Origin of the sequence: Microbacterium sp. UBA3394, from assembly GCF_002358725.1 — a bacterium.
Lineage (GTDB): Bacteria > Actinomycetota > Actinomycetes > Actinomycetales > Microbacteriaceae > Microbacterium > Microbacterium luteum.
Genome location: NZ_DEPK01000199.1, coordinates 1 through 21,401 on the forward strand (window position 1 = coordinate 1; position 21,401 = coordinate 21,401).

At 70.1% G+C, this 21,401-nt stretch carries 25 protein-coding genes, 1 tRNA gene and 1 pseudogene; 19 read left to right on the forward strand and 8 right to left on the reverse strand.

All coding sequences use genetic code 11. The features are described 5' to 3' along the window. A pseudogene (locus B4E30_RS12125) lies at positions 1–593 on the reverse strand (nicotinate phosphoribosyltransferase); the annotation flags it as partial. Positions 594–651: 58 nt separating this feature from the next. On the opposite strand from B4E30_RS12125, the gene murI reads away from it, so the two are divergent. The 4 genes from murI (at position 652) to B4E30_RS12145 (ending at position 3,869) form a co-directional block, all read left to right on the forward strand. Beyond that, positions 652–1,470 carry a glutamate racemase gene (gene murI / locus B4E30_RS12130; RefSeq protein ID WP_071042977.1) on the forward strand — a complete coding sequence of 273 codons (819 nt, stop codon included), beginning with the start codon at positions 652–654 and terminating at the stop codon, positions 1,468–1,470. Positions 1,471–1,495: 25 nt separating this feature from the next. Then, a complete protein-coding gene (gene rph / locus B4E30_RS12135) occupies positions 1,496–2,245 on the forward strand; it encodes a ribonuclease PH (RefSeq protein WP_286717116.1) in 750 nt (249 codons plus the stop codon). A 13-nt stretch (positions 2,246–2,258) separates the two neighbouring features. Continuing rightward, positions 2,259–2,870, forward strand: coding sequence for an RdgB/HAM1 family non-canonical purine NTP pyrophosphatase (gene rdgB / locus B4E30_RS12140; protein ID WP_286717113.1), 612 nt, complete (start codon positions 2,259–2,261; stop codon positions 2,868–2,870). A gap of 90 nt (positions 2,871–2,960) precedes the next feature. Then, positions 2,961–3,869 (forward strand): cation diffusion facilitator family transporter, encoded by a 909-nt coding sequence (locus B4E30_RS12145; RefSeq protein ID WP_286717111.1) that lies wholly within the window; start codon positions 2,961–2,963, stop codon positions 3,867–3,869. A gap of 7 nt (positions 3,870–3,876) precedes the next feature. Here the strand turns inward: B4E30_RS12145 and B4E30_RS12150 are convergent, their stop codons facing one another. Then, positions 3,877–6,420 carry an ATP-dependent DNA ligase gene (locus tag B4E30_RS12150; RefSeq protein ID WP_286717109.1) on the reverse strand — a complete coding sequence of 848 codons (2,544 nt, stop codon included), beginning with the start codon at positions 6,418–6,420 and terminating at the stop codon, positions 3,877–3,879. A 92-nt stretch (positions 6,421–6,512) separates the two neighbouring features. Between B4E30_RS12150 and B4E30_RS12155 the strand changes: the two genes are divergently transcribed. Continuing rightward, entirely contained in the window at positions 6,513–7,409 is an 897-nt protein-coding gene (locus B4E30_RS12155; protein WP_286717107.1) for a Ku protein, read from the forward strand. A gap of 30 nt (positions 7,410–7,439) precedes the next feature. On the opposite strand, the gene B4E30_RS12160 is transcribed toward B4E30_RS12155, so the two are convergent. From B4E30_RS12160 to B4E30_RS12170, 3 genes are all read right to left on the reverse strand, one after another. Next, a complete protein-coding gene (locus B4E30_RS12160; protein WP_286795430.1) occupies positions 7,440–8,252 on the reverse strand; it encodes a DedA family protein in 813 nt (270 codons plus the stop codon). A 51-nt stretch (positions 8,253–8,303) separates the two neighbouring features. Continuing rightward, positions 8,304–8,385: transfer RNA gene (locus B4E30_RS12165), tRNA-Leu, on the reverse strand. Between the two features lie 58 nt (positions 8,386–8,443). Continuing rightward, on the reverse strand, positions 8,444–8,656 hold the full coding sequence (locus B4E30_RS12170) for a PLDc N-terminal domain-containing protein (protein ID WP_071042985.1): 213 nt from the start codon (positions 8,654–8,656) through the stop codon (positions 8,444–8,446). A 102-nt stretch (positions 8,657–8,758) separates the two neighbouring features. Here B4E30_RS12170 and B4E30_RS12175 point away from each other — a divergent pair, with 102 nt between their 5' ends. Genes B4E30_RS12175 through B4E30_RS12205 form a run of 7 tightly spaced genes read left to right on the forward strand, consistent with a single transcriptional unit; the run spans position 8,759 to position 13,283 of the window. Further along, entirely contained in the window at positions 8,759–9,910 is a 1,152-nt protein-coding gene (locus B4E30_RS12175) for a CpaF family protein (RefSeq protein WP_286716679.1), read from the forward strand. Continuing rightward, a complete protein-coding gene (locus B4E30_RS12180; protein WP_286716681.1) occupies positions 9,907–10,761 on the forward strand; it encodes a type II secretion system F family protein in 855 nt (284 codons plus the stop codon). Before B4E30_RS12175 ends, B4E30_RS12180 begins: the two co-directional genes overlap by 4 nt. Then, positions 10,758–11,687, forward strand: coding sequence for a type II secretion system F family protein (locus tag B4E30_RS12185; RefSeq protein WP_071043373.1), 930 nt, complete (start codon positions 10,758–10,760; stop codon positions 11,685–11,687). Before B4E30_RS12180 ends, B4E30_RS12185 begins: the two co-directional genes overlap by 4 nt. A 17-nt stretch (positions 11,688–11,704) precedes the next feature. Beyond that, complete coding sequence (locus tag B4E30_RS12190; RefSeq protein WP_071042990.1) at positions 11,705–11,905, forward strand: hypothetical protein; 201 nt, start codon at positions 11,705–11,707, stop codon at positions 11,903–11,905. Positions 11,906–11,909: 4 nt separating this feature from the next. Continuing rightward, the gene (locus tag B4E30_RS12195; protein ID WP_228480982.1) at positions 11,910–12,320 is read left to right on the forward strand and encodes a TadE/TadG family type IV pilus assembly protein; all 411 of its coding nucleotides are present in this window, start codon (positions 11,910–11,912) and stop codon (positions 12,318–12,320) included. Further along, positions 12,295–12,816: a TadE/TadG family type IV pilus assembly protein gene (locus B4E30_RS12200; RefSeq protein WP_194385009.1), complete on the forward strand. Its 522-nt coding sequence runs from the start codon at positions 12,295–12,297 to the stop codon at positions 12,814–12,816. The genes B4E30_RS12195 and B4E30_RS12200 overlap by 26 nt, the downstream gene beginning before the upstream one ends. Continuing rightward, the gene (locus B4E30_RS12205) at positions 12,813–13,283 is read left to right on the forward strand and encodes a pilus assembly protein TadG-related protein (RefSeq protein WP_194385010.1); all 471 of its coding nucleotides are present in this window, start codon (positions 12,813–12,815) and stop codon (positions 13,281–13,283) included. The genes B4E30_RS12200 and B4E30_RS12205 overlap by 4 nt, the downstream gene beginning before the upstream one ends. A 69-nt stretch (positions 13,284–13,352) precedes the next feature. On the opposite strand, the gene B4E30_RS12210 is transcribed toward B4E30_RS12205, so the two are convergent. The 3 genes from B4E30_RS12210 to B4E30_RS12220 form a co-directional block, all read right to left on the reverse strand. Continuing rightward, complete coding sequence (locus B4E30_RS12210) at positions 13,353–13,745, reverse strand: VOC family protein (protein WP_272872950.1); 393 nt, start codon at positions 13,743–13,745, stop codon at positions 13,353–13,355. A 1-nt stretch (position 13,746) separates the two neighbouring features. Beyond that, the gene (locus B4E30_RS12215) at positions 13,747–14,025 is read right to left on the reverse strand and encodes an ArsR/SmtB family transcription factor (protein ID WP_194385011.1); all 279 of its coding nucleotides are present in this window, start codon (positions 14,023–14,025) and stop codon (positions 13,747–13,749) included. A gap of 638 nt (positions 14,026–14,663) precedes the next feature. After that, positions 14,664–15,938, reverse strand: a complete 1,275-nt coding sequence (locus B4E30_RS12220; protein ID WP_194385013.1) for an MFS transporter — start codon at positions 15,936–15,938, stop codon at positions 14,664–14,666. Between the two features lie 101 nt (positions 15,939–16,039). On the opposite strand from B4E30_RS12220, the gene prfB reads away from it, so the two are divergent. The 7 genes from prfB (at position 16,040) to B4E30_RS12255 (ending at position 21,398) form a co-directional block, all read left to right on the forward strand. Continuing rightward, complete coding sequence (gene prfB / locus B4E30_RS12225) at positions 16,040–17,152, forward strand: peptide chain release factor 2 (protein WP_194385014.1); 1,113 nt, start codon at positions 16,040–16,042, stop codon at positions 17,150–17,152. 60 nt (positions 17,153–17,212) lie between these two features. Further along, positions 17,213–17,506, forward strand: a complete 294-nt coding sequence (locus B4E30_RS12230) for a DUF4287 domain-containing protein (protein ID WP_194385015.1) — start codon at positions 17,213–17,215, stop codon at positions 17,504–17,506. A 103-nt stretch (positions 17,507–17,609) separates the two neighbouring features. Beyond that, the gene (ftsE, locus tag B4E30_RS12235) at positions 17,610–18,737 is read left to right on the forward strand and encodes a cell division ATP-binding protein FtsE (protein WP_286716688.1); all 1,128 of its coding nucleotides are present in this window, start codon (positions 17,610–17,612) and stop codon (positions 18,735–18,737) included. Beyond that, positions 18,734–19,651 (forward strand): permease-like cell division protein FtsX, encoded by a 918-nt coding sequence (gene ftsX / locus B4E30_RS12240; RefSeq protein ID WP_071043013.1) that lies wholly within the window; start codon positions 18,734–18,736, stop codon positions 19,649–19,651. Before ftsE ends, ftsX begins: the two co-directional genes overlap by 4 nt. Positions 19,652–19,732: 81 nt before the next feature. Further along, positions 19,733–20,209: an SsrA-binding protein SmpB gene (gene smpB, locus B4E30_RS12245; protein WP_071043015.1), complete on the forward strand. Its 477-nt coding sequence runs from the start codon at positions 19,733–19,735 to the stop codon at positions 20,207–20,209. A 93-nt stretch (positions 20,210–20,302) separates the two neighbouring features. Next, entirely contained in the window at positions 20,303–20,452 is a 150-nt protein-coding gene (locus B4E30_RS12250; RefSeq protein ID WP_176759355.1) for a hypothetical protein, read from the forward strand. Positions 20,453–20,573: 121 nt separating this feature from the next. Continuing rightward, the gene (locus tag B4E30_RS12255) at positions 20,574–21,398 is read left to right on the forward strand and encodes a DUF4397 domain-containing protein (RefSeq protein WP_286716690.1); all 825 of its coding nucleotides are present in this window, start codon (positions 20,574–20,576) and stop codon (positions 21,396–21,398) included. Positions 21,399–21,401: the final 3 nt, after the last annotated feature.

Genomic DNA, 21,401 nt, shown 5'->3' on the forward strand with positions numbered 1-21,401 from the left:
GTGCCCATCGTCGGGACACCCCACGCGCGGCCGGCCTGCAGATTGCTCGTGGCCCCGAACCCGGCGATGTGCGCGGCACGAGCGGCGGCCACCGCCGACTGCTCCCCGGCGCGACGGGATCCCATCTCGGCGAGGGGCCGCGAGCCGGCGGCGATGCTCATGCGCGCGGCGGCCGTGGCGATCGCCGAGTCGTGGTTGAGCACGGACAGGGCGAGCGTCTCGAGGATGACCGCTTCGGCGAACGAGCCCTCGACGGTGAGCACGGGCGAGCCGGGAAAGTACAGCTCGCCCTCCCGGTACCCGGTCACGGTTCCGGAGAACGTGTAGTCCTCGAGCCACCGGGCGGTCGCGGCATCCACGATGCGCTCATCGCGCAGGTACCGCAGCTCGTCGTCGCCGAAGCGGAAATCCCGGATGAGGTCGAGCAGGCGGCCGGTGCCGGCGACGACCCCGAACCGCCGCCCCGCTGACAGTCGCCGGCCGAACACCTCGAACACGCAGCGGCGGTGGGCGGTGCCGTCGCGGAGGGCGGCGTCGAGCATCGTCAGCTCGTAGCGGTCGGTGAGCAGAGCGGTGCTGTCGCGGGCGCGCATGATCGCCAGCCTAGCCACGCCGCGGCGGGCCGGCCGTCGGCGGGTAGGCTGGTCGATCGTGGACGACGCGCCGATCGGGATCTTCGACTCCGGAGTGGGCGGACTGACCGTCGCCCGGGCGGTCTCGGCGCTGCTGCCGCGGGAGTCGATCCTCTACATCGGCGACACCGCGCGCTCGCCGTACGGCCCGAAGCCCATCGCCGACGTGCGCCGCTACGCCCTGGAGATCCTCGACACCCTCGTCGAGCAGGGGGTGAAGATGCTCGTCATCGCGTGCAACACCGCGTCGGCGGCGATGCTCCGCGATGCGCGCGAGCGCTACGACGTTCCCGTGGTGGAGGTGATCGGTCCCGCGGTGCGCACGGCGATGTCGACCTCGCGAAACGGCCGCATCGGCGTGATCGGAACCGCCGGCACGATCGCCTCCGGCGCCTATCAGGACATGCTCGAGGTCAATGAGCGGCTCACGGTGTTCGCGCAGGCGTGTCCGCGCTTCGTGGAGTTCGTCGAGCGGGGGGTGACGGACACCCCGGAGGTGCTCGCTGTCGCCGAGCAGTACCTTTCGCCACTGCGTCACGCGGGCGTGGACACCCTCGTGCTGGGCTGCACGCACTATCCGTTCCTCGAGGGCGCCATCAGCTACGTGATGGGGCCCGACGTCTCGCTGGTCTCGAGCGACACCGAGACCGCCAAGGACGTCTATCGCCAACTCGTCGGCCGCGATCTGCTGGCCGGCCCCGACGCGGTCGCCCGTCACCTGTACGAGGCGACCGGATCATCCGCCGACGACTTCGTCGATCTCGCGCACCGTCTCATGGGTCGCGAGGTGCGAGACGTGCGTCTCGTGCAGACCGGCGCCATCGATCTGCCCCGCTGAAGACCAACCGCATCCGAGGAGGAACATGACCGACATGACCCGTGCCGACGGCCGCACCGTCGACCAGCTGCGCCCGATCACCATCGAACGCGGATGGTCGACACAGGCCGAGGGGTCCGCTCTCATCTCGTTCGGGGGGACCAAGGTGCTGTGCACCGCGTCGTTCACCAACGGCGTGCCGCGCTGGCTGACGGGCAAGGGCAAGGGGTGGGTCACCGCCGAGTACGCGATGCTGCCGCGCGCGACCAACGAGCGGAACAGCCGCGAGAGCGTGAAGGGGAAGATCGGGGGGCGCACCCACGAGATCTCGCGCCTGATCGGCCGCGCCCTTCGCGCCGTGGTCGACACCAAGGCGCTGGGCGAGAACACCATCGTGATCGACTGCGACGTGCTGCAGGCCGACGGCGGCACCCGCACCGCCGCGATCACCGGCGCCTACGTGGCACTGGCGGATGCGATCGAGTGGGGCCGTGAGAAGAAGTTCGTCGCCCAGCGCTCGAACGTGCTGTTCGACTCGGTGTCGGCGGTGTCGGTCGGCATCATCGACGGCACGCCCATGCTCGACCTGGCGTACGTCGAAGACGTGCGCGCCGAGACCGACATGAACGTCGTCGTCACCGGGCGAGGTCTCTTCGTCGAGGTGCAGGGCACCGCGGAGGGGGCGCCGTTCGACAAGCGCGAGCTCGACCAGCTCCTCGAGCTGGGACTCGCCGGATGCGCCGAGCTGCGCGACCAGCAGGTGTCGGTGCTCGACGGCGCCGGACAGCCGCGCTGAGCGGGCGCCGGGCATGACAGCGCCGAGCGCCGGCCGCATCGTGCTGGCCACGCACAACCCGCACAAGGTCGAGGAGTTCCAGGCGATCGTCGCCGAGGCGCGGCCGGATCTCGAGGTCGTCGCGTACGACGGACCCGAGCCGGTCGAAGACGGCGTCACGTTCGCCGAGAACGCGCTGATCAAGGCGCGTGCGGCGAGCATCCACACCGGGCTCCCGGCCCTCGCCGACGACAGCGGCATCTGCGTCGACGTGCTGGGCGGTTCACCGGGGGTGTTCTCGGCCTACTGGGCGGGGCACGCGAAGGATGCCGGAGCGAACCTGGCGCTGCTGCTGGACCAGCTCTCCGACGTCGCGGATCCGCATCGCGCGGCGCAGTTCGTCTCGACCATCGCGCTGGTCATCCCCAGCGGTTCGGAACAGACCGTCGCCGGCGTCTGGCCCGGGCGCCTCGCGACCGAAGCGGCCGGCGTGGGGGGATTCGGATACGATCCGGTCTTCATCCCCGATGGGCAGGACCGCTCGGCCGAGCGGACGGTTGCGGAGTGGTCGACCGCGGAGAAGAACGCGGTATCGCACCGTGCGCGCGCGTTCGCGGCCCTCCTGCCGCTGCTCGTCGCCGTCTGATCGGTCCGGGGGTAGGAATGAGAACCGGCATCGTTCCCGACTTCAGGTGGATGCGTGTCGGCGGCGAGGGCGCGTCCTAGCCTGGGATGCATGCACGATCATGCCCCCGGGCTCCGGGGCGCGAGCAATCGCCGCCTGCTGACCCTGTCGCTGATCATCACCGCGTCGGTGATGATCGTGCAGATCGTCGGCGCCGCGCTCACCGGCTCCCTCGCGCTCCTCGCCGACGCGGGGCACATGTTCGCCGACACCGCGGCCCTCGTCATCGCTCTCCTGGCGAGCATCGTCGCCGCGCGGCCGGCCAACGATCGACGAACCTTCGGCTATCAGCGGGCCGAGGTGCTCGGGGCCCTCATCAACGGCGTGATCCTCATCGCGCTGTCGGCATGGATCGCCGTCGAGGCGGCGACGCGCCTCGTGGGCTCGGACGATCACGAGGTCGCCGGTGGGCTGATGCTCGTCGTGGCGGTCGTCGGCCTCATCGCCAACGCGATCGCGATGTGGCTCCTGAGTGCGGCGCAGCGCCACAGCATCAACGTGAGGGGCGCCTACCTCGAGGTGCTCGGCGACCTCATCGGATCGGCGATGGTCATCGTCGCCGCGATCGTCATCGTCACCACGGGCTGGACCGGCGCCGACGCCCTCGCCTCCCTCGCGATCGCCGCCCTCATCATCCCGCGCGCGATCGGGCTGCTGCGCGAAGTCGCCTCGGTGCTGAGCGAGGCGGCGCCGGCCGACATCCATGTCGCCGAGATCCGGGAGCACATCCTGCGCACACCGGGCGTGACCGCCGTGCACGATGTGCACGTGTGGCAGCTCACCCGCGGCGCACCCGTGTTCAGCGCGCACGTGGTGGTCGACGACGTCTGCCTTCGCGACGGTCGTGGCCCGGCCATCCTCGCCTCGCTCCAGACCTGCCTCGCCGACCACTTCGACGTCGAGCACTCCACGTTCCAGCTCGAGCCCGCCGATCACGTCGAGCACGACGCGCACGCCTGACCCGGTCTCAGGAGTCCTCGCGCCGCACCTCGGCCGGCGACTTGTCAGGGCGCAGGCCGCGCCAGCGCGCGTGGCGGAGGATCCCCCCGGGAGTGAACTCGGCGAACTCCACCTCGCCGACCACGTGCGGCGACACCCATTGCGCGTCGCGGGCGTCAGCGGCCGGGACGCCCACGAACGGATCGGCGTCGGTGCGCCGGGGGAGGAGCTCTTTCTCCAGTCGCGCCAGCGTCGCGTCGGAGAACCCGGATCCGACGCGGCCCGCGTAGCGCAGACCGTCGTCGCCGGGGATGCCGACCAGGAGCGACCCGATGCGGCCGCTCCGACCGCCCCTGCCCGGCCGGATGCCGCCGATGACGACCTCCTGCGTGCGGGTGAGCTTCACCTTCAGCCACGACTCGCTGCGCGCGCCGCGGCGGTAGCGGGAGGCCGGATCCTTCACGACCACCCCCTCCAGGCCGAATCGCTCTGCGGCGGCGAGAGCCGCATCCACGTCGTCGAAGACCGGCGGCACGCGCAGCGGCGACGCCGCGTCGCCGGCGATGCTCTCCAGCAGCTCCCGCCGAGCCGACAGCGGCAGGTCGGACACGTCGCGATCATCGAGGGAGAGCAGGTCGTAGAGATACCACTGCACCGGCGTGCGCGCCGCCTCCCGGGCGATCTCGCGCCGGTCGGTGAGGTTGATGCGACTCTGCAGCAACGGGAAGCTCGGTCGTCCGGATTCGTCCAGCGCGACGACCTCGCCGTCGATGATCGCCGGCACCGGCCCGAGGTCGGGCGGTGCCGCCGTGAGCTCCGGGTAGGTCGCCGTGATGTCGGCGCCGCTGCGTGCACGCAGCAGGAGGGAACGGCCGTCCCAGATGCCGAGTGCGCGCACGCCGTCCCACTTCAGTTCCGCCCACGCGGAGCCCCCCGGGTCGGCCCAGCGTCGCGCAGCCTGCCGAGCGATGGCGGGCGTTGCGTTGACGGCGAGCATCGGTCGCAGGGCGCTCGAGTCCGGCGCGGCGCCCGACCTCTTGTCCGCATGTCCCGCTTTCCGTCCTTTCGCCGTGGTCTTCGCCGCAGTTTTCGGGACATGCTCGGCGGGGGTGGGGCCTTCCGCGTCGGCGATCAGGTGCGCGTGGTCGGCTGGCTCGACGGGTGCACCCTCGGCCTGCGGTCGGCCGACGGCATCCGTCTTCATGCGGTGCAGCAGCCAGGTGGACTTCTCACCCTCACCGTCCGTGCGGATCAGAGCCAGGCGCACGTCACCGAGGGGGCCGTCATCGCGGCCGCGGGCGGTGAAGATGACCTCGTCGTCGCGCCACTTCTCCAGCTCGTAGTGACCGGTGTCCCACACCGTCATCGTGCCGGCACCGTATTCGCCCTTCGGAATGACGCCGCGGAAGTCGAGGTACGACAGCGGGTGGTCCTCGGTCATCACCGCGAGGTTGTTGCGTGCGTGGGTGTGGGGAACTCCGCGCGGCACCGCCCAGCTCACGAGCACGCCGTCGCGTTCGAGGCGGAGATCCCAGTGCAGCCGGGACGCGTGGTGCTCCTGGATGACGAATCGAGGCTGCGCGCGCGGATCGGACGGCTCCCCGGCGGGATGCTCGGGCACGGGCTCCGGTGTGCGTGACGCGGAACGCTTGGCGATATAGGCCGTGAGCGGCGCGCGGGACGGACGCGGATCGAGGGCGGCGAGGGGATCGCCCAGCCGGTCCACGCGACGAAGCACCTCGTCGAAGGTCAGATGCGAGAGCTTCGGATCGTCGAGTTCCTCCCACGTGCGAGGCGCGGCGACCGTCGGGTGAGCACGTCCCCGAAGCGAGTAGGGTGCGATGGTCGTCTTCGCGGCGTTGTTCTGGCTCCAGTCGATGAACACGCGACCCGCACGCTCCGCCTTCGCCATCTGGCTGACGACGAGGTCGGGGTGGTCCGCCTCGATCGCCCGGGCGAGTTCCCGAGCCACGCCGGAGACCTGCTCGCTCGACCAGGCGCCGTCCAGGTGCGCGTAGAGGTGGATGCCCTTACTGCCGCTTGTCACCGGGAAGGCCTCGAGCCCCATGCCATCGAGGATGTGCCGCGCGTGCCGAGCGACCTCAGCACACTCGGCGAGACCAACGCCCGGACCGGGGTCGAGGTCGAGAACGATGCGGTCGGGAGTGCCGCGCTGGCCGTCGGCGTCGAAGCGCCACTGGGGCACGTGGAGCTCCAGGCTCGCGACCTGGGCGAGGTAGACGAGGGTCGGCACGTCGGCGATGAGCGGATAGTCCTTCGGGCCGCCCGAGTGGGCGATGGGCAGGCGCCGCACCCACGCGGGGGCGCCCGGTTCGAGGTCCTTCGCGAAGAACGAGGCCCCGGGGTGGGCCTCGGTGCCGACGCCGTCCGGCCAGCGCTTGCGGGTGACCGGGCGTCCGGCCACGTGCGGCAGGAGCACGTCAGCCACGCGCGTGTAGTAGTCGATCACCTCGCCCTTGGTGGTGCCGGTGGCGGGATACAGCACTTTGTCGAGGTTCGTCATTCGCAGACGGCGGCCGTCGATGCGCACCAGCTGTTCCGCCCCGGCCATGGCCTCAGGTTAGTGCGGGAAGTCCTCCGCACGGCCCGCCCGCCGTCCGCAAGGGGTGGCAGCGAGCCCTGTGACGGGTGTGTACTGGTGTGGTGAGAGCCATCTGGAAGGGCGCGCTGACCTTCGGCCTGGTCAATGTTCCGGTCAAGGTCTACTCGGCGACCGAAGACCACGACGTGCCGCTGCATCAGGTGCACAACGCCGACGGCGGACGCATCCGCTACCAGCGCATCTGCGAGATCGACGGCGAGGTCGTGCCGTACGCCGACATCGACCGCGCCTACAACGACGGCGAGAAGACCGTGATCCTCACCAAGGCGGACTTCGATGCGCTGCCGAGCGAGCGCAGTCGAGAGATCGACGTGGTCGAGTTCGTGCCGAGCGAGCAGGTCGACCTGCTGACGCTCGACAAGGCGTACTACCTCGAACCGGACTCGGCCTCGCCGAAGGCGTACGTGCTGCTGCGGAAGACCCTCGAGCAGACCGACCGCACCGCGATCGTGCGTTTCTCGCTGCGGCAGAAGACGCGCCTGGCGGCGCTCCGTGTGCGCGGTGAGGTGCTGGTGCTCCAGACGCTGCTGTGGGCGGACGAAGTGCGGGAGGCGTCCTTCCCGGCGCTCGACGAATCCGTCAGGATCTCGGCGAAGGAGCTGGAGATGTCCGCCGCTCTCGTCGACAGCTTCGCGAGCGATTTCGACCCGGAGGAGTTCGAAGACGAGTATCAGGCCGAGTTGCGCACGCTCATCGATGCGAAGCTCGAGCAGGGCGACGCCGTCGACACCGCGCAGACCTTCGGTGAACGCGACGACGACGCTTCCGGCGGCGAGGTGATCGACCTCATGGAGGCCCTTCGGGCGAGCGTGGAGAAGTCGCGCGCCGCGCGGTCGGCGACCACGGCGGGTACGAAGGCATCGAAGGAGTCGGACGGCGAGGGGTCGGCTGCGCCGCCGAAGAAGAAGCCCGCGAAGAAGTCGGCCAAGGCGTCGTAGCCGCCATCCCCGCGGCTCCCGCGCGTGGGTTCAGCGTGCGGGGGCGTCGGGATCGTCGTGGTCGTGACGGCGGGCGCTCTCGCCGTAGCGGTCCGGGTGGTCGAAGACGTCGTGCTCGAGCACGAGGTGGCGGGCTTCGTCTTCGTCGGTGACGACGTCCTCTCCTGCCTCGGCAGCTCGGCGCGCCTTCCGGCGCTGCTGCACGTAGTGGGTCGCGACGAAGGCGACGGTGCCGAGCACGGCGACGAGCAGGATGACGTCGATGTAGTCCGCGACGATCTTGCCGACTCCGGGGATGAGACTGATGCCGTATCCGAAGACGGTGAGCCCGAAGCCCCACAGCACCGCGCCGATGAGGTTGTAGAGCGTGTAGGTCCACTTGTTCATGTGCCCCACACCCGCGGCCACCGGCGCGAAGGTGCGGACGATGGGCACGAAGCGCGCGAGGATGATCGTGAGCCCGCCGAACCGCTCGAAGAACGCGTTCGTGCGCTCGACGTTCTTGACGCTGAAGAAGCCGGATTCCTTGCGCTCGAAGATGCGCGGGCCGGCCTTGTGCCCGATGAGATAGCCGACCTCGCCGCCGAGGAACGCCGCCAGGCCGATGAGGAGTCCGACGAGCCAGACGTTCACGCCGAAGACACCGTGGGGCGGATGCGCGGTGGGATTCGACAGCAGGCCGGCCATGATGAGCAGCGTGTCGCCGGGGAGGAGGAACCCGACGAGCAGGCCGGTCTCGGCGAACACGATCCCGCACACCACGAGGAGCGCCCAGGGACCGGCTGCGTCGATGATCGCGGCAGGGTCGAGGAAGGGGATCAGTGCTGCGGGTCGGAGATCCAAGGAAGTCCCAGCGTCGGAACGGCTTCGGTCAGGGCGTGCGAGGTCATCGCGTGCGGAAGGTGGGACTTGAACCCACACGCCCGAGGGCACAGGAACCTAAATCCTGCGTGTCTGCCGATTTCACCACTCCCGCGAAGTGGGTCAAGTCTACTGACCGCGGTGAACGTCTTCTGTGGGGGTTTCCCCCGGGTTCAGCGCCGGATGCCGACGAGGAAGTAGGCGGCCGGACCGATCCAGTTGACGAGGATCACCGGTACCCACATCGGCTTCGACCCGACGACGTCGCGGTGATCGCGGTGCGCGAGGTCCCAGAAGGCGAGGAAGGCGAACGCGACCTGCACGACGCCGACGACGCCGAGGCCGAGCTTCGAGACGGGGGAGAGGTTCTTCGTGGCGGTTCCCATGGTGATCCTTTCGCAATCGTCTTCATTCTCGCGCGCCCGCTCGCATGGCGCACCTGTGGATAACGAACACGGCGCCGCGCCCGGACTTGCGAGGATTCCCGGGTGACCCTGACCGCCGATCCTGCCGTGTCGGTGGCCGAGCGTGTGCGCGAGCGGTTGCGGCGCGAGGCCGCCGACCCATCGCGTGAACCGGACCGGGCGGCGCAGATCGCCCGCTCCGAGGTGCGACGCCACAACGACTTCGCTCTCGCCCGCGGGCTTCGCCCGGTCGATGACGAGGCTGCGTGTGTGCGGCAGGTGCTCGCGACGGTGTCGGGGTTCGGCGCGCTCCAGGTCTACCTCGACGATCCGAGTGTGGAGGAGCTGTGGATCAACGCGCCGGACCGCATCTTCGTGGCTCGCGCGGGCGTGGCCGAACGGGTGCCGCTCACCCTCACCGACGTCGCCGTGCGCGATCTTGTCGAGCGGATGCTGCACTCGACCGGTCGCCGGGTCGATCTCTCGCAGCCGTTCGTGGACGCGTCGCTTCCGGACGGCTCCCGGCTGCACGTCGTCATCCCCGACATCACGCGTCGTCACTGGGCGGTGAACATCCGGAAGTTCTCTCCCAGCCTGCGCGACCTGCGGGAGCTCGTGCGGACGGGGTCGCTCGCCCCGGAGGCGGCGGAGATCCTGTTCGACGGGGTCCGCACCGGTCGGAGCATCGTCGTGTCGGGTGCGACCCACGCGGGCAAGACGACGCTCCTCGGAGCGATCATCGCCGCCTGCACGCAGGAGACGCGCGTGGTGACCGTGGAGGAGACGTTCGAGCTGGCGGTCGAAGCCCCCGACATCGTGTCGCTGCAGGGCCGGCAGCCGAGCTTGGAGGGCAGCGGTGAGGTGAGCCTGCGACGCCTTGTGAAGGAGGCGCTCCGCATGCGGCCGGATCGCCTCGTGGTCGGCGAAGTGCGCGACGCGGAGGCGCTGGATCTCGTGTTGGCGCTGAACACGGGCGTGCCCGGCGCCGCGACCATTCACGCGAACTCGGCACGCGAGGCGCTGACCAAGCTGGCCGCCCTCCCGCTCTTGGCCGGTCGCAACATCGACGCCGGATTCATCCAGCCGGCCGTGGCCTCGTCGGTGCACCTCGTGGCGCACTGCCGTCGAGAGCCTGACGGCCGGCGTCGCGTGGTGGAGATCGTCGCCCCCACCGGCGTGGACGGCGGCGGCATCGCGGCGAAGACGCTGTATCGCGCTGAGGGTGTGTCGCCGTGACCTGGATCTGGGGTGCGACCCTGGCAGCCGGCATCCTGCTGGCGATCTCCCCCTGGGTCTGGCCGGAGCGACCGAAGCCGCCGGCGGCGGTGACCGGGGGCGTGTCCTCGTTGCTCGAAGGAGCGGGCCTCGCGCGGGTGGCGGCCACGAGCGTCGTCGCCGTCGGCGGGCTGTGCGCCCTGGTCGCGGGTGCACTCGCGTGGCTGATCACCCAGGTCGCCGCGCTCGCCGTGGTGGCCGGCGTCGCCGCCGCCTTCGCTCCCGTCGCCTGGCTGCGGTCGCGGCGCACGCGGTTGCGCCGCACTCGTCGCGGTCTCTGGCCCGATGTGTGCGATCTGCTGATCGCGTCGGTGCGGGCGGGGATGTCGCTTCCGGACGCGGTCGCGGCGCTCGCGGACTCAGCGCCGGCATCGCTGCGCCCGGCTTTCGCCGTCTTCGCGCGCGACATCGCCGCCTCCGGCCACTTCGACTCCGCCGCCGCTCACCTGAAGCAGAACCTCGGAGATCCCGTCGCCGACCGCATCATCGAGACGCTCCGCATGGCGCGTCAGGTGGGAGGGACGGAGCTCACGACGGTCCTGCGGGCGCTGTCGTCATCGGTGCGCGCTGACGCCGCCCTGCGGGCGGAGGTCGAGGCGCGTCAGTCGTGGGTGCGCGGTGCCGCCGTCCTCGGTGTGACGGCGCCGTGGGTCATCCTCGGTCTTCTCGCGCTGCGGCCCGAGGGCGCGCAGGCGTACGGCAGCCCGGAGGGCGTGGTGCTCATCGTCGTCGGTGCGGTCATGTCCGTCGTGGCCTACCGGGTCATGATCCGGCTGGGCCGTCTTCCCGAGCCGCGGCGGTGGTTCGCGTGACGGGCGTGACGGAACTGGCGCTTGCGATCGTGCTGGGCACGGCCTTCGGGCTCGGCGCATGCTTCGTGCTCGCGCGGGCTCCGCGCATCGGGGCGCCGAGCCTGTCGCGCCGGATCGCCCCGTACGTGCGCGACGTCGTGGACCCGCGCGGTGTCGTCGTCGACGGGGGCGGCCTTCCCGCGTGGGACGCCGGCACGATCGGACGACGCCTCGCGGACGCGCTCGGTCGCGTGGTGGGCTCGTCGGAGGCGATCGAGCGGCGCCTGCGGCAGGCGGGGTGGCGCGTCGACGTCACCACGTTCCGGGCGAGGCAGCTCGGCGGTGCCCTCGCCGGCTTCGCGGCCGGCGGTGTGTTCGCGGTGGCGCTCGTTCTGCTCGGACGCGGGGGAGCCGCATCCCTTCTGCTGCCGGTCGTCGGTGGGGCGATCGCCTACTTCGGGTGCGACGTGTGGCTGTCGCGGGCGGCGTCCGCCCGACTGTCGCGCATCAGCGAAGAAGTGCCGACGGTCTTGGAGTTCCTCGCGCTGTGCCTCTCGGCGGGCGAAGGGATGCTCGACTCGCTGCGTCGCGTGTCGTCGGTGGGCGCCGGCGAGCTGACGGCCGAGATCCGGACCGCGGTGGTGGAGGTGGGCACGGGGTCGTCGCTGGCGGATTCCCTCGCGGCGATGGCGCATCGGCTCGAGCTTCCCGCGCTCACACGCAGCGTCGATCAGATCGTCGCGGCCATCGACCGTGGTGCGCCGCTCGCCGACGTGCTCCACGCTCAGGCCGCCGACGCCCGCGAAGACGCCAAGCGCGCGCTCATCGAGAGTGCGGGACGCAAGGAGATCGCGATGTTGGTGCCCCTCGTCTTCATGATCCTGCCGCTGAGCGTTCTGTTCGCGGTCTTCCCCGGGATCCTCATGCTGCGGCTGGGGGTCGGATGACACAGAAGGAGAATCGGATGTTGCGAATCTGGAGCCGCTTCGAGGTCGCCGTGCGTACGCGCATTGCCGACGCCCTGGAGGACGAGACCGGTGACGTGCCCGGCTGGGTGCTGATCACGCTCATGACGGCCGGGCTCGTCGTGGTGATCTGGGCGCTCGCGGGTCCGGCGCTGGCCGGTCTGTTCGAGCAGGCGATCAACCGCGTGTCGGGTCTCTGACCCGGTGACGAGGCTCCGCAGGCGCATCGCGGCCGCCCTCGCGGATGACACGGGTTCGGCGCCGGTCGAGTTCGTGCTCGTCGGCGTGCTCCTGACCGCCCTCACGCTGGCCGTGCTGCAACTCGGCGTCGGACTGTACGTGCGCAACGTCGTCCACGACGCCGCCGCCGAGGGCGCGCACCGCGCGGCGCTCGCCGATACGACGCTGGGCGAGGGCGCTGCGCGCACGCGTGAGATCGTCTCGCGAACGGTCGGGGCGGAGTACGCCGCCGACGTCGATGTCACGCAGACCTCCCATCTCGGACACCCGGCGGTTGCGGTGACCGTGCGCGCGACGCTGCCGCTGGCGGGTCTGTTCGGCCTGCCCCACGGGATGGAGGTGACCGCGCATGCGCCCCTGGAGAGCTTCGACTGAGCCGCGGTCCACGGCGACGCCCGCAACGGCTCTCAGGTGGCTGCACGCGAGGGCGACGCGTGTCGTCGCGGACGATGCCGGCTCGGCGGCGCTGGAGTTCATCGTGGTCGGTCTGCTGATGCTCGTGCCGCTGATCTACCTGGTGATCACGTTGTCGCTCGTTCAGCATCAGTCGCTCGGCACCGAGGCCGCTGCGCGTCATATCGCGCGAGCGATCTCGACGGCCGAGGATGCCGGCGCCGCGGCCGGTCGGGTCGAGCGGGTGCTGGCATCGGTCGTCGACGAGTACGGCATCGATCCGGCCGCGGTGCGCGTCGAGGTCGGATGTCGCCCGGCCGGTGACTGTCCGCAAGCCGGCGCCCTGGTGGTGGTCACCGTGTCGGCGACCGTCGCGCTTCCGCTCGTTCCCGATGTGCTTGGGCTGGATCGCCTCGCCAGCGTGCCGGTCGAGGCCACCTCCGCGCAGAAGGTGTCGCGAACGTGGAGTGCGGGATGAGTCGCGCATCGTGTGAGGTCACGAAGCCTCGTGGGGGAGGGTCGGCTCGATGGCGCCGCGCAGCCGCGGGCGAGGAGGGCAGCATCCTGCCGCTCACCCTCGGCTACGTCGTCCTCGCCCTCGTCTTGGTGCTCGTGTGCGTCGACGCGACGAGCCTCTACCTCGCGCAGAAGCGCGTGGACGCGCTCGCCGACGGTGCCGCACTCGCGGGCGCCGACGGGTTCGTCTTCACCACCGTCGGGGGCGAGCCGACCGCGCGGCTGACCGATGCTGCGGTCGCTGAGCAGGCGTCCACGTTCCTCGGGGCGCTCGGCTCCGACGCGGCGATCGTGTCGGCGGGCTCACCCGACGGGGTATCCTCGCGAGTCACTGTCGCCGGTGTCTGGCATCCACCCGTCGTGACCCTGTTCGTCCCGGACGGAGTGCGTCTGGAGTCGACAGCGACCAGTCGCACCGTGCTCCGCTGACAAGCGAGTCGATGACGGGCCGGCGTGGGTGTGGCGGCGTGCGCCGTGTGCGGTCAGGCGAGGCTGCGGTCAGGCGGGACTTGTGAGCTGGATGAGGTTTCCGCACGTGTCGTCGAGCACGGCGGTGACGACCGGCCCCATCGCCACCGGCGCCTGCGTGAACGTCACCCCTCGCCCCGACAGCGCCGTGTGGCTCTCCCTGACGTCGTCGACGGTGAACGAAGCGGCCGGGATCCCGTCGGCCACGAGCGCCGCGCTGTACGTGCGCGCAGCCGGGTGTGCGTCAGGCTCGAGCAGAAGCTCGGGCCCCGACGGATCATCCGGGCTCACGACGGTGAGCCACCGGTGCTCGCCGAGGGGGATGTCGTTCTTCGCGACGAAACCGAGCACACCCGTGTAGAAGGCGAGGGCCTTCGACTGGTCGTCGACGAACACGCTGGTGAGGTTGATGCGGATGCTCATGTCAATCCTTCGCTGGTATCGGCCACCGTTCCGTGATCTCACGGAACGGCTCGGTGTGGAGGTGGTGGATCTTGGTGCGCCCGACCCTCGCGGAACTCACCAGCCCGGCGGATTCGAGCACCGCCAGGTGCTGCGAGATCGCCTGACGGCTCGAGTTCACGCCATGAGTCATGGTGAGCCGGCTGCACAGTTCGAACAGGCTCTGCCCATCGGCACGCGCGAGTTCGTCGAGGAGGAGCCGGCGCGTCGGGTCCGCGATCGCCGCATAGATGTCGGCCACGCCGATCACAATAGGCAAGTGCTAGCTTGCCTGTCAAGGCGCTGATAACTCGCTCGCGCCGCTGTTGTGCATCAACTCAGGCTGGAAGCGGCGCGAGCTGCCGACACGCCTCTGGTGCGCGGCCCGATCCGGTGGCCAGCCTGAGTTGTGGCACGGCGGTGGCGGCAGACACAGCGGAGTGGTCCGGTACGGCGGCGGGAGCCGAGGCGGCGAGATGGCGGGAGTTGGAACGGCGGGAGCCGGGATGGCGGCACGGCGGGGCGTCAGGATCCGCGCTCACCAGCCGATGGTGTTGAACCAGTCACGTCGGCGGAGGGCCTCGGATGCCGGTTCGGCCGGATCGGAGGTGTCGTGCGCGGCGAGGGTGTCGTTCACGAGTGAGACGAACCGGAGGCAGACCGGGCAGAGGGCACGGCCGTGGGGCCATCCGTCGGCCAGAGGCGTGGCGGCCCGGCCCTGTGCGCCGGACCCGGCACAGCGGAGGGGGTCTGCCGCGGCACCGGCCCACAGGATCGCGCGGTGCCGGTGCAGACCGGGGTGATCCAGCGGCCGGGTGCATCGTCGCCCGCGATGGCGGCTGCGGCAGAAGTGCACGGTGCTGTGTGAGGACGCGCCCGTGCTGGACGGCACGTCGGAGCTCATCGCGACCTCGGCACGAATCGCGGCACCCACCGCACGAAGGCGCCGGCTCCGGCGAATGCGATCAGGCCGACGACGCCGACGGCGACCGGGAGGGATGCCGCTGCGGTGACCGCCGAGACGAGCAGAGGGCAGGCCGCGCCGCCGGCGTCGGTGAGCGTGCGCCACGACCCGAGGAACGGGGCGGGATCCGTCGGGGGAGCGACATCGGCACCGAGCGTGAGCAGGATGCCGCTGGACAGCCCGTTGCCGACACCGAGCACGGCGGCGAACATCGCGAACCACATCGCGGACTGCGCGCCGTCGTGGGTGACCGCGAGAGCGGCGAAACCGGCGCCCATCAGCACCATCGACGGAAGCGCCGCCCACAGACGCCCGAAACGGTCCATCACCTGACCGCTGGCGTAGAACAGGGCGAAGTCGATCGCGCCGGAGATGCCGACGACGAGGGCGATGGTCTGCGCGTCGAGCCCGATCGACACGCCCCACAGCGGCAGCACGACTTGCCGGGCCGATCGCACGGCGGAGAGGGACGCCGCCGCGAGTCCGAGCCGCGACAGCACGACGCGGTAGCGCCACATCGTCGCGAACACCCCCTGTCGCCCGCCGACCGGGATGGTCCCGGAGACGGGTTCGCCGGTGTCCTCGCGGTCGCCGTCTTCGTCGGTCCTCACCCGCGGGCGACCGCGCTCGGGCACTGCGGTCTCGGGATCGGGGCCGAACAGCACCAGCAGGATGGTCGCGATCAGGCACGCGCCGAAGAACCAGATGGCGGCATGCTCGTCCCCGAAGACAGCCAGCAGGCTCGCGGCGATGAACGGACCGACGAACATGCCGAGACGGAATGTCCCGCCCAGCAGCGACAGCGCGCGTGCCCGGAACGACAGCGGCACCCGTGTGGTCATGAACGAGTGGCGGGCGAGGCCGAAGGCGGCGGCGCAGAGTCCGATGACGAAGACGGATGCGGCGAAGACCGGCAGTACCGGGGCCAGGGCCATCGCCACGACTCCCGTGAGTCCGATGAGCCCCGCAGCGGCCATCGTGATCCGTTCTCCGAATCGCGCGACGGCGTAGCCGGCGGGGATGTTGCCGGCCAGTTGGCCGATGACGAGTGACGAGGCCACGAGCGCGCTCACCGCGACGTTCGCGCCGAGTTCGGCGGCGATGACGGGGATGAGCGGGATCACCGCCCCCTCGCCGAGGGCGAACAGCAGGGTGGGGCCGTAGATCATCGGCGCGAAGCGCGTGAGGATGCGTCCCGCGGATTCGGCCATGGTGCTCCCGACGATACCGCGCCACGGGCGCGCCCTCGGGGGAGCGGTCCCACGAGCGCGGATCAGCGGCCGCGGGCCCGACGGCGGTAGGCTGGAGCGTCATGCTTGAACTCGATATGTCCGCCGACATCCAGGCCCTGCGCTCGACCTTCTCCGATATCAAGGCCGTCGTCGATGTCGACGCGCTCGAGAAGGAGATCGCCCGGCTCAGCGACGCCGCCGCCGCTCCCGATCTCTGGGACGATGTGGAGAACGCGCAGAAGGTCACCAGCGCTCTCAGCCACCGTCAGCACGAGCTCAAGCGCGTCACCGAGGTCGAGAAGCGCATCGACGACCTCGAGGTTCTCGTGGAGCTCGCTGTCGAGATGGACGACGAGGATTCCGCCGAGGAGGCACGTCACGAGCTCGCTGAACTCGAAGACGTCGTCAACCAGCTCGAAGTTCAGACGCTGCTGGACGGCGAGTACGACGAACGCGCCGCGGTCGTCACCATCCGATCCGGTGCCGGCGGCGACGACGCGACGGACTTCGCGGAGATGCTGCTGCGCATGTATCTGCGCTGGGCGGAGCGCCACGGCTACTCCACCAAGGTCATGGACACCTCCTACGCCGAAGGCGCCGGGATCAAGTCTGCGACGTTCGAGATCGACGCCCCCTACGCCTACGGAACGCTGTCCGTCGAGGCGGGAACGCACCGGCTCGCCCGCATCAGCCCCTTCGGTGCCGCCGACAAGCGGCAGACGAGCTTCGCCGCCGTCGAGGTCATTCCGGTGATGGAGGAGGCGCAGGAGGTCGACATCCCCGAGAACGACATCCGCGTCGACGTGTTCCGCTCCTCGGGGCCCGGCGGTCAGTCGGTCAACACGACCGACTCGGCGGTGCGGCTGACCCACCTCCCGACCGGCATCGTGGTCTCGATGCAGAACGAGAAGTCGCAGATCCAGAACCGCGCTGCGGCGATGCGGGTGCTGCAGACCCGCCTGATGCTGCTGCAGAAGGAGGAGGAAGCGGCGAAGAAGAAGGAGCTCGCGGGCACCATCACCGCCAGCTGGGGCGATCAGATGCGCTCCTACTTCCTCTACGGCCAGCAGCTCGTGAAAGACCTTCGCACCGGTCACGAGGTCGGGAACCCCGCGACGGTGTTCGACGGCGACCTCGACGGCTTCATCGCCGCGGGAATCCGGTGGCGCAAGCGCAAAGACGACGACGACTGATATCTCGGCCGCTTCGGCGGTATCCGCTAGCCTTCGCATGACCGCATCGGAGGAGTCACCATGTCGTTCCAGGCGTATCTCGACAACATCGAGGCCAAGACCGGTGTCACGCCGCGAGAGTTCATCGTGAGGGCGACCGAGAGGGGCTTCGGACCGGAGACCAAGGCGGCCCCGATCCTCGCCTGGCTGAAGGACGAGTACGGCCTCGGCCGCGGACACGGCATGGCGCTCGTGCATGTGATCACGAAGGGCGAGCGCATCGATGCGAAGCACGTCGGCACAGACGGTTCGCACCGCGACGCGGTCGACACGCTCTGGCTCGACGGTGCGGCCTCGAATCCACATCCGGGGTGATGGCCGGTGATCGTGACCCCGTTCCTGTTCATTCGTTATGTGACGGGCGAGCCAGGGTGTCGCTGAGGGTGTGACGGATGCGCTCGCCTAGGCTCGTCTCGCCATGATCCGGTTCGAGAACGTCACCAAGCGCTATCGCGGCACCAAGAGCCCCGCGCTCGACAACGTCGACTTCGAGGTGCTCCGCGGCGAGTTCGTCTTCCTCGTCGGCGCGTCGGGATCGGGGAAGTCGTCGTGTCTGCGCCTCATCCTGCGCGAGGAGGTGCCGAGCGACGGTCGCGTCGTCGTGCTCGGACGTGACCTGCGCACGCTGTCCAGTCGCAAGGTTCCCTACTTCCGCCGTCACGTCGGCGCCGTGTTCCAGGACTTCCGCCTGCTTCCGGGCAAGACCGTCTTCCAGAACGTCGCCTTCACCCTGCAGGTGATCGGCTCCTCCCGCGCCTTCATCCAGCAGGCGGTGCCGGAGGTGCTCGCCCTGGTGGGCCTGGCCGGCAAGGAGAAGCGGATGCCGCACGAGCTCTCGGGAGGAGAGCAGCAGCGCGTGGCCATCGCTCGCGCCCTGGTGAATCGTCCGCAGGTGCTGCTCGCGGACGAACCGACCGGAAACCTCGACCCCGGCACCTCGATCGACATCATGCGGCTGCTGGCCCGCATCAACGCCGGAGGGACGACGGTGGTCATGGCCACGCACGAAGCGAACTTCGTCGACCAGATGCAGCGCCGCGTGATCGAGTTGAAGAACGGTGCGATGGTTCGGGACGACAGTCACGGCGGCTACGGCGACACGTCGGGCCTGCCGACCCTCGCGCCCGAGCCGGTGCGCGGCGCGGCCGCGGTGGCGGCGCTCACCGAGGTCCTCGAGGTGCAGCGTGAGGCGGCGGCCTCCATCGCCCGCCGCGCGACCCCCGCCGCTGCGGATCCCTCGACACCGGTGGCTCCCGCTGCCGCGCCGGCGCCCGAGCCCGCTTCTGCGGCCGAGCCGGTGACGCCGGCCGTCGCCCCGGCGCGCCCTGCCGCATCCGTTCCCGAACCGCAGACGACCGGCGTCGCGCCCGTTGCCGAGACGCCGGCAGCCGCATCGGAGGCCGACCCTGGATCCGAGGAACGCCGGCACCGCACGCAGCCGGTGCCGGTCATCGACATCGCCGAGGTCGAGGTGGAGGAGCTGGGTGTCGCCGACCGCCTCGGTCTCGGCAAGGGCGATCAGGACGAAGTGGGGCCGACCTCGTGAGATTCCGTCTGGTCCTCGCCGAGGCTCTCGGCGGGCTGCGCCGCAACGCCTCGATGGTCGTGTCCGTGGTGCTGGTCACCTTCGTCTCACTGACCTTCGTCGGCGCGGCGATGCTCATGCAGATGCAGATCGGAACGATGCGCGATTATTGGGTCGATCGCGCCCAGGTCGCGGTGTACATGTGCACATCGGTCTCGCAGCAGACGGCCACCTGTGCCGACGGCGTCGCGACGGAGGACCAGGTCGCGCAGGTGGAGGAGACCCTTGACGGTCCCGCGCTGGCGCCTCTGATCCGCGATGTGCGCTTCGAGGACCAGGATGAGGCGTACGCGAACGCCTTGGAGCTGCTCGGCGAGGACTACGCGAACATCATCTCGCCCGAGCAGATGAACCAGACGTTCTGGATCAACCTCGTCGACCAGCGTCAGTCCGACGTGCTGATCGAGGCCTTCGCCGGGATGGACGGCGTCGAAGAGGTCGCCGATCAGCTGCAGTACCTCGACCCCCTCTTCTCCGCGCTGACCGTCGCGACCTACATCGCGGTCGGCATCGCGGTGCTCATGCTCGTCGCCGCGGTGCTGCTGATCGCGACGACCATCCGGCTGTCGGCGTATGCCCGACGACGAGAGCTCGGCATCATGCGCCTGGTGGGCGCGTCGAACCGGTTCATCCAGACGCCGTTCGTGTTGGAGGGCGTCTTCGCGGCGTTGCTGGGTTCCGTGCTCGCCAGCGGCGCCGTGCTCGCCGGAGTGCACTTCGGCGTCGAGGACTACCTGCGCGGGCGCGTGGAGTTCGTCACGACGTGGGTCGACGTCGGCGATGCCCTGCTGGTGGTGCCCGTTCTCATCGTGATCGGCGCCGTGCTCGCGGCCCTGTCGGCGAGCTTCGCGATCCGGCGCTGGCTGCGCGCCTGACCGCGCCCGAGCACGGCGTGAGACGCTTGCTAGACTGATGGGCTGCCGTCTCGAGCGGCATCCGTCATACGAGGAGTCATCATGGTCCGGGAACGCGGAGAGAAGGTCGTCGCGACCAACCGTCGCGCCCGCCACGACTACACCATCGAGAAGACCTACGAAGCGGGTCTGGTGCTCATGGGCACCGAGGTGAAGTCGCTGCGCGAGGGGCGCGCGAATCTCACCGACGGCTATGCCTTCATCGACAAGGGCGAGGCGTTCTTGGACGCGGTGAACATCCCGCAGTATTCGCAGGGCCACTGGACGAACCACTCCGCCAAGCGCACCCGCAAGCTGCTGCTGCACAAGGACGAGATCGAGCGTCTCGGCCACGCGGCGTCGGCCGGCGGCTACACCCTCGTGCCGCTGCGTCTGTACTTCAGCGACGGCCGCGCGAAGGTGGAGATCGCGATCGCCAAGGGTAAGGCGGAGTACGACAAACGTCAGACGCTGCGCGAACGTCAGGACAAGCGCGAGGCCGAGCGGGCCATGCGCACCCGCAACCGCCTCGGCGAGTGACCCGCTCGGGCTGACGGGTCGCCCCTCACGGGCGGGTTACAGGTTGGCGGCGAAGGTGGACGCGTGCCGACGGTCACGATAACGTGACCCGCGATGAAGACCTCCGCGCTGAAGATGCTGGTTGCCACCGTCGCGGTCGCGGTCGTCGCCGGCCTCGCCGCCGTCGCGTCGGCGACCGTGATCGCCCCGATGGTCGCCGGCACGACGTCGGATGAGGCCCCGTCGCTTCCCGCAACCAGATAATCGCCTCCGCTACGCCGGCGGCGAGCGAAATCTCCGCCACCTGCATCCGAATCGCACACCCTCCCGGAACACATAGGCATGAGGCGGTGCCCAGCCGCCCGTGATTCCAAGGAGGACTATCGTGCGTAAGACCCTCGCAGCGGGTATCACCGCCGGAGCGATCGCCGCTTTCGGTCTGGCAGCCCCCGCGTACGCCATCTCGGACACCACCGCTGACCTGTCGGTGCTCCATGGCATCCCCGACACCCCCGTCGACGTCTACGTCAATGGCGAACTGACCCTCGACGACTTCCAGCCCGGCGACCTCGCCGGCCCGCTCGACCTCGCCGCGGGCGATTACGAAGTCGCTCTGACGGCGACCGATGCGGCCGACGCGAGCGACCCCATCCTCGGTCCCGTCAGCGTCACCCTCGAAGCCAACACGAGCTACACCGCGGTGGCCCACCTCACCGAGGGCGGCGAGCCGACGGTCACCCCGTATGTGAACGACATCTCCGAGACAGCACCGGGAGAAGGCCGACTGACAGTACGCCACGACGCCGCGGCGCCCGCTGTGGATGTGCTCGCGGGAGGCACCCCGGTGATCGAGAACCTCGCGAACCCCGAGGAGGCGACCCTCGATCTCGCCGCGGGAACGATCGAGGCATCCGTCGCTGCGACCGGCACCACCGACCCGGTGATCGGACCGGCCGACGTCGCCGTCGAAGAAGGTGTGCTCACCATCGTCTACGCGTGGGGCAGCCTCGAGGACGACAACCTCGACCTCGCCGTGCAGACGATCGACGGGCTCCACTCGGCTCCCGACGGTGTTCCGTCCGGCTCCGGCGGCCAGCTGGCCGAGCGCGACGCGATGATGCAGACCCTGCTGATCGTCGGCGCCTTCGGTGTCGCTGCGGCGATCGCCACGTCGGCCGTGGTCGTCTCGCGCAAGCGGGCCGAGCGCTGAGAA

What these genes read in the sequence shown, in the direction of transcription:
- rph (WP_286717116.1), top strand. Translation starts at nt 1,496, where the DNA reads ATGACCGACATGACCCGTGCCGACGGCCGCACCGTCGACCAGCTGCGC.
- rdgB (WP_286717113.1), top strand. Translation starts at nt 2,259, where the DNA reads ATGACAGCGCCGAGCGCCGGCCGCATCGTGCTGGCCACGCACAACCCG.
- B4E30_RS12145 (WP_286717111.1), top strand. Translation starts at nt 2,961, where the DNA reads ATGCACGATCATGCCCCCGGGCTCCGGGGCGCGAGCAATCGCCGCCTG.
- B4E30_RS12150 (WP_286717109.1), bottom strand. Translation starts at nt 6,420, where the DNA reads ATGGCCGGGGCGGAACAGCTGGTGCGCATCGACGGCCGCCGTCTGCGA.
- B4E30_RS12170 (WP_071042985.1), bottom strand. Translation starts at nt 8,656, where the DNA reads ATGGGAACCGCCACGAAGAACCTCTCCCCCGTCTCGAAGCTCGGCCTC.
- B4E30_RS12190 (WP_071042990.1), top strand. Translation starts at nt 11,705, where the DNA reads ATGTTGCGAATCTGGAGCCGCTTCGAGGTCGCCGTGCGTACGCGCATT.
- B4E30_RS12200 (WP_194385009.1), top strand. Translation starts at nt 12,295, where the DNA reads ATGCGCCCCTGGAGAGCTTCGACTGAGCCGCGGTCCACGGCGACGCCC.
- B4E30_RS12205 (WP_194385010.1), top strand. Translation starts at nt 12,813, where the DNA reads ATGAGTCGCGCATCGTGTGAGGTCACGAAGCCTCGTGGGGGAGGGTCG.
- B4E30_RS12210 (WP_272872950.1), bottom strand. Translation starts at nt 13,745, where the DNA reads ATGAGCATCCGCATCAACCTCACCAGCGTGTTCGTCGACGACCAGTCG.
- B4E30_RS12220 (WP_194385013.1), bottom strand. Translation starts at nt 15,938, where the DNA reads ATGGCCGAATCCGCGGGACGCATCCTCACGCGCTTCGCGCCGATGATC.
- prfB (WP_194385014.1), top strand. Translation starts at nt 16,040, where the DNA reads ATGCTTGAACTCGATATGTCCGCCGACATCCAGGCCCTGCGCTCGACC.
- B4E30_RS12230 (WP_194385015.1), top strand. Translation starts at nt 17,213, where the DNA reads ATGTCGTTCCAGGCGTATCTCGACAACATCGAGGCCAAGACCGGTGTC.
- ftsE (WP_286716688.1), top strand. Translation starts at nt 17,610, where the DNA reads ATGATCCGGTTCGAGAACGTCACCAAGCGCTATCGCGGCACCAAGAGC.
- smpB (WP_071043015.1), top strand. Translation starts at nt 19,733, where the DNA reads ATGGTCCGGGAACGCGGAGAGAAGGTCGTCGCGACCAACCGTCGCGCC.
- B4E30_RS12250 (WP_176759355.1), top strand. Translation starts at nt 20,303, where the DNA reads ATGAAGACCTCCGCGCTGAAGATGCTGGTTGCCACCGTCGCGGTCGCG.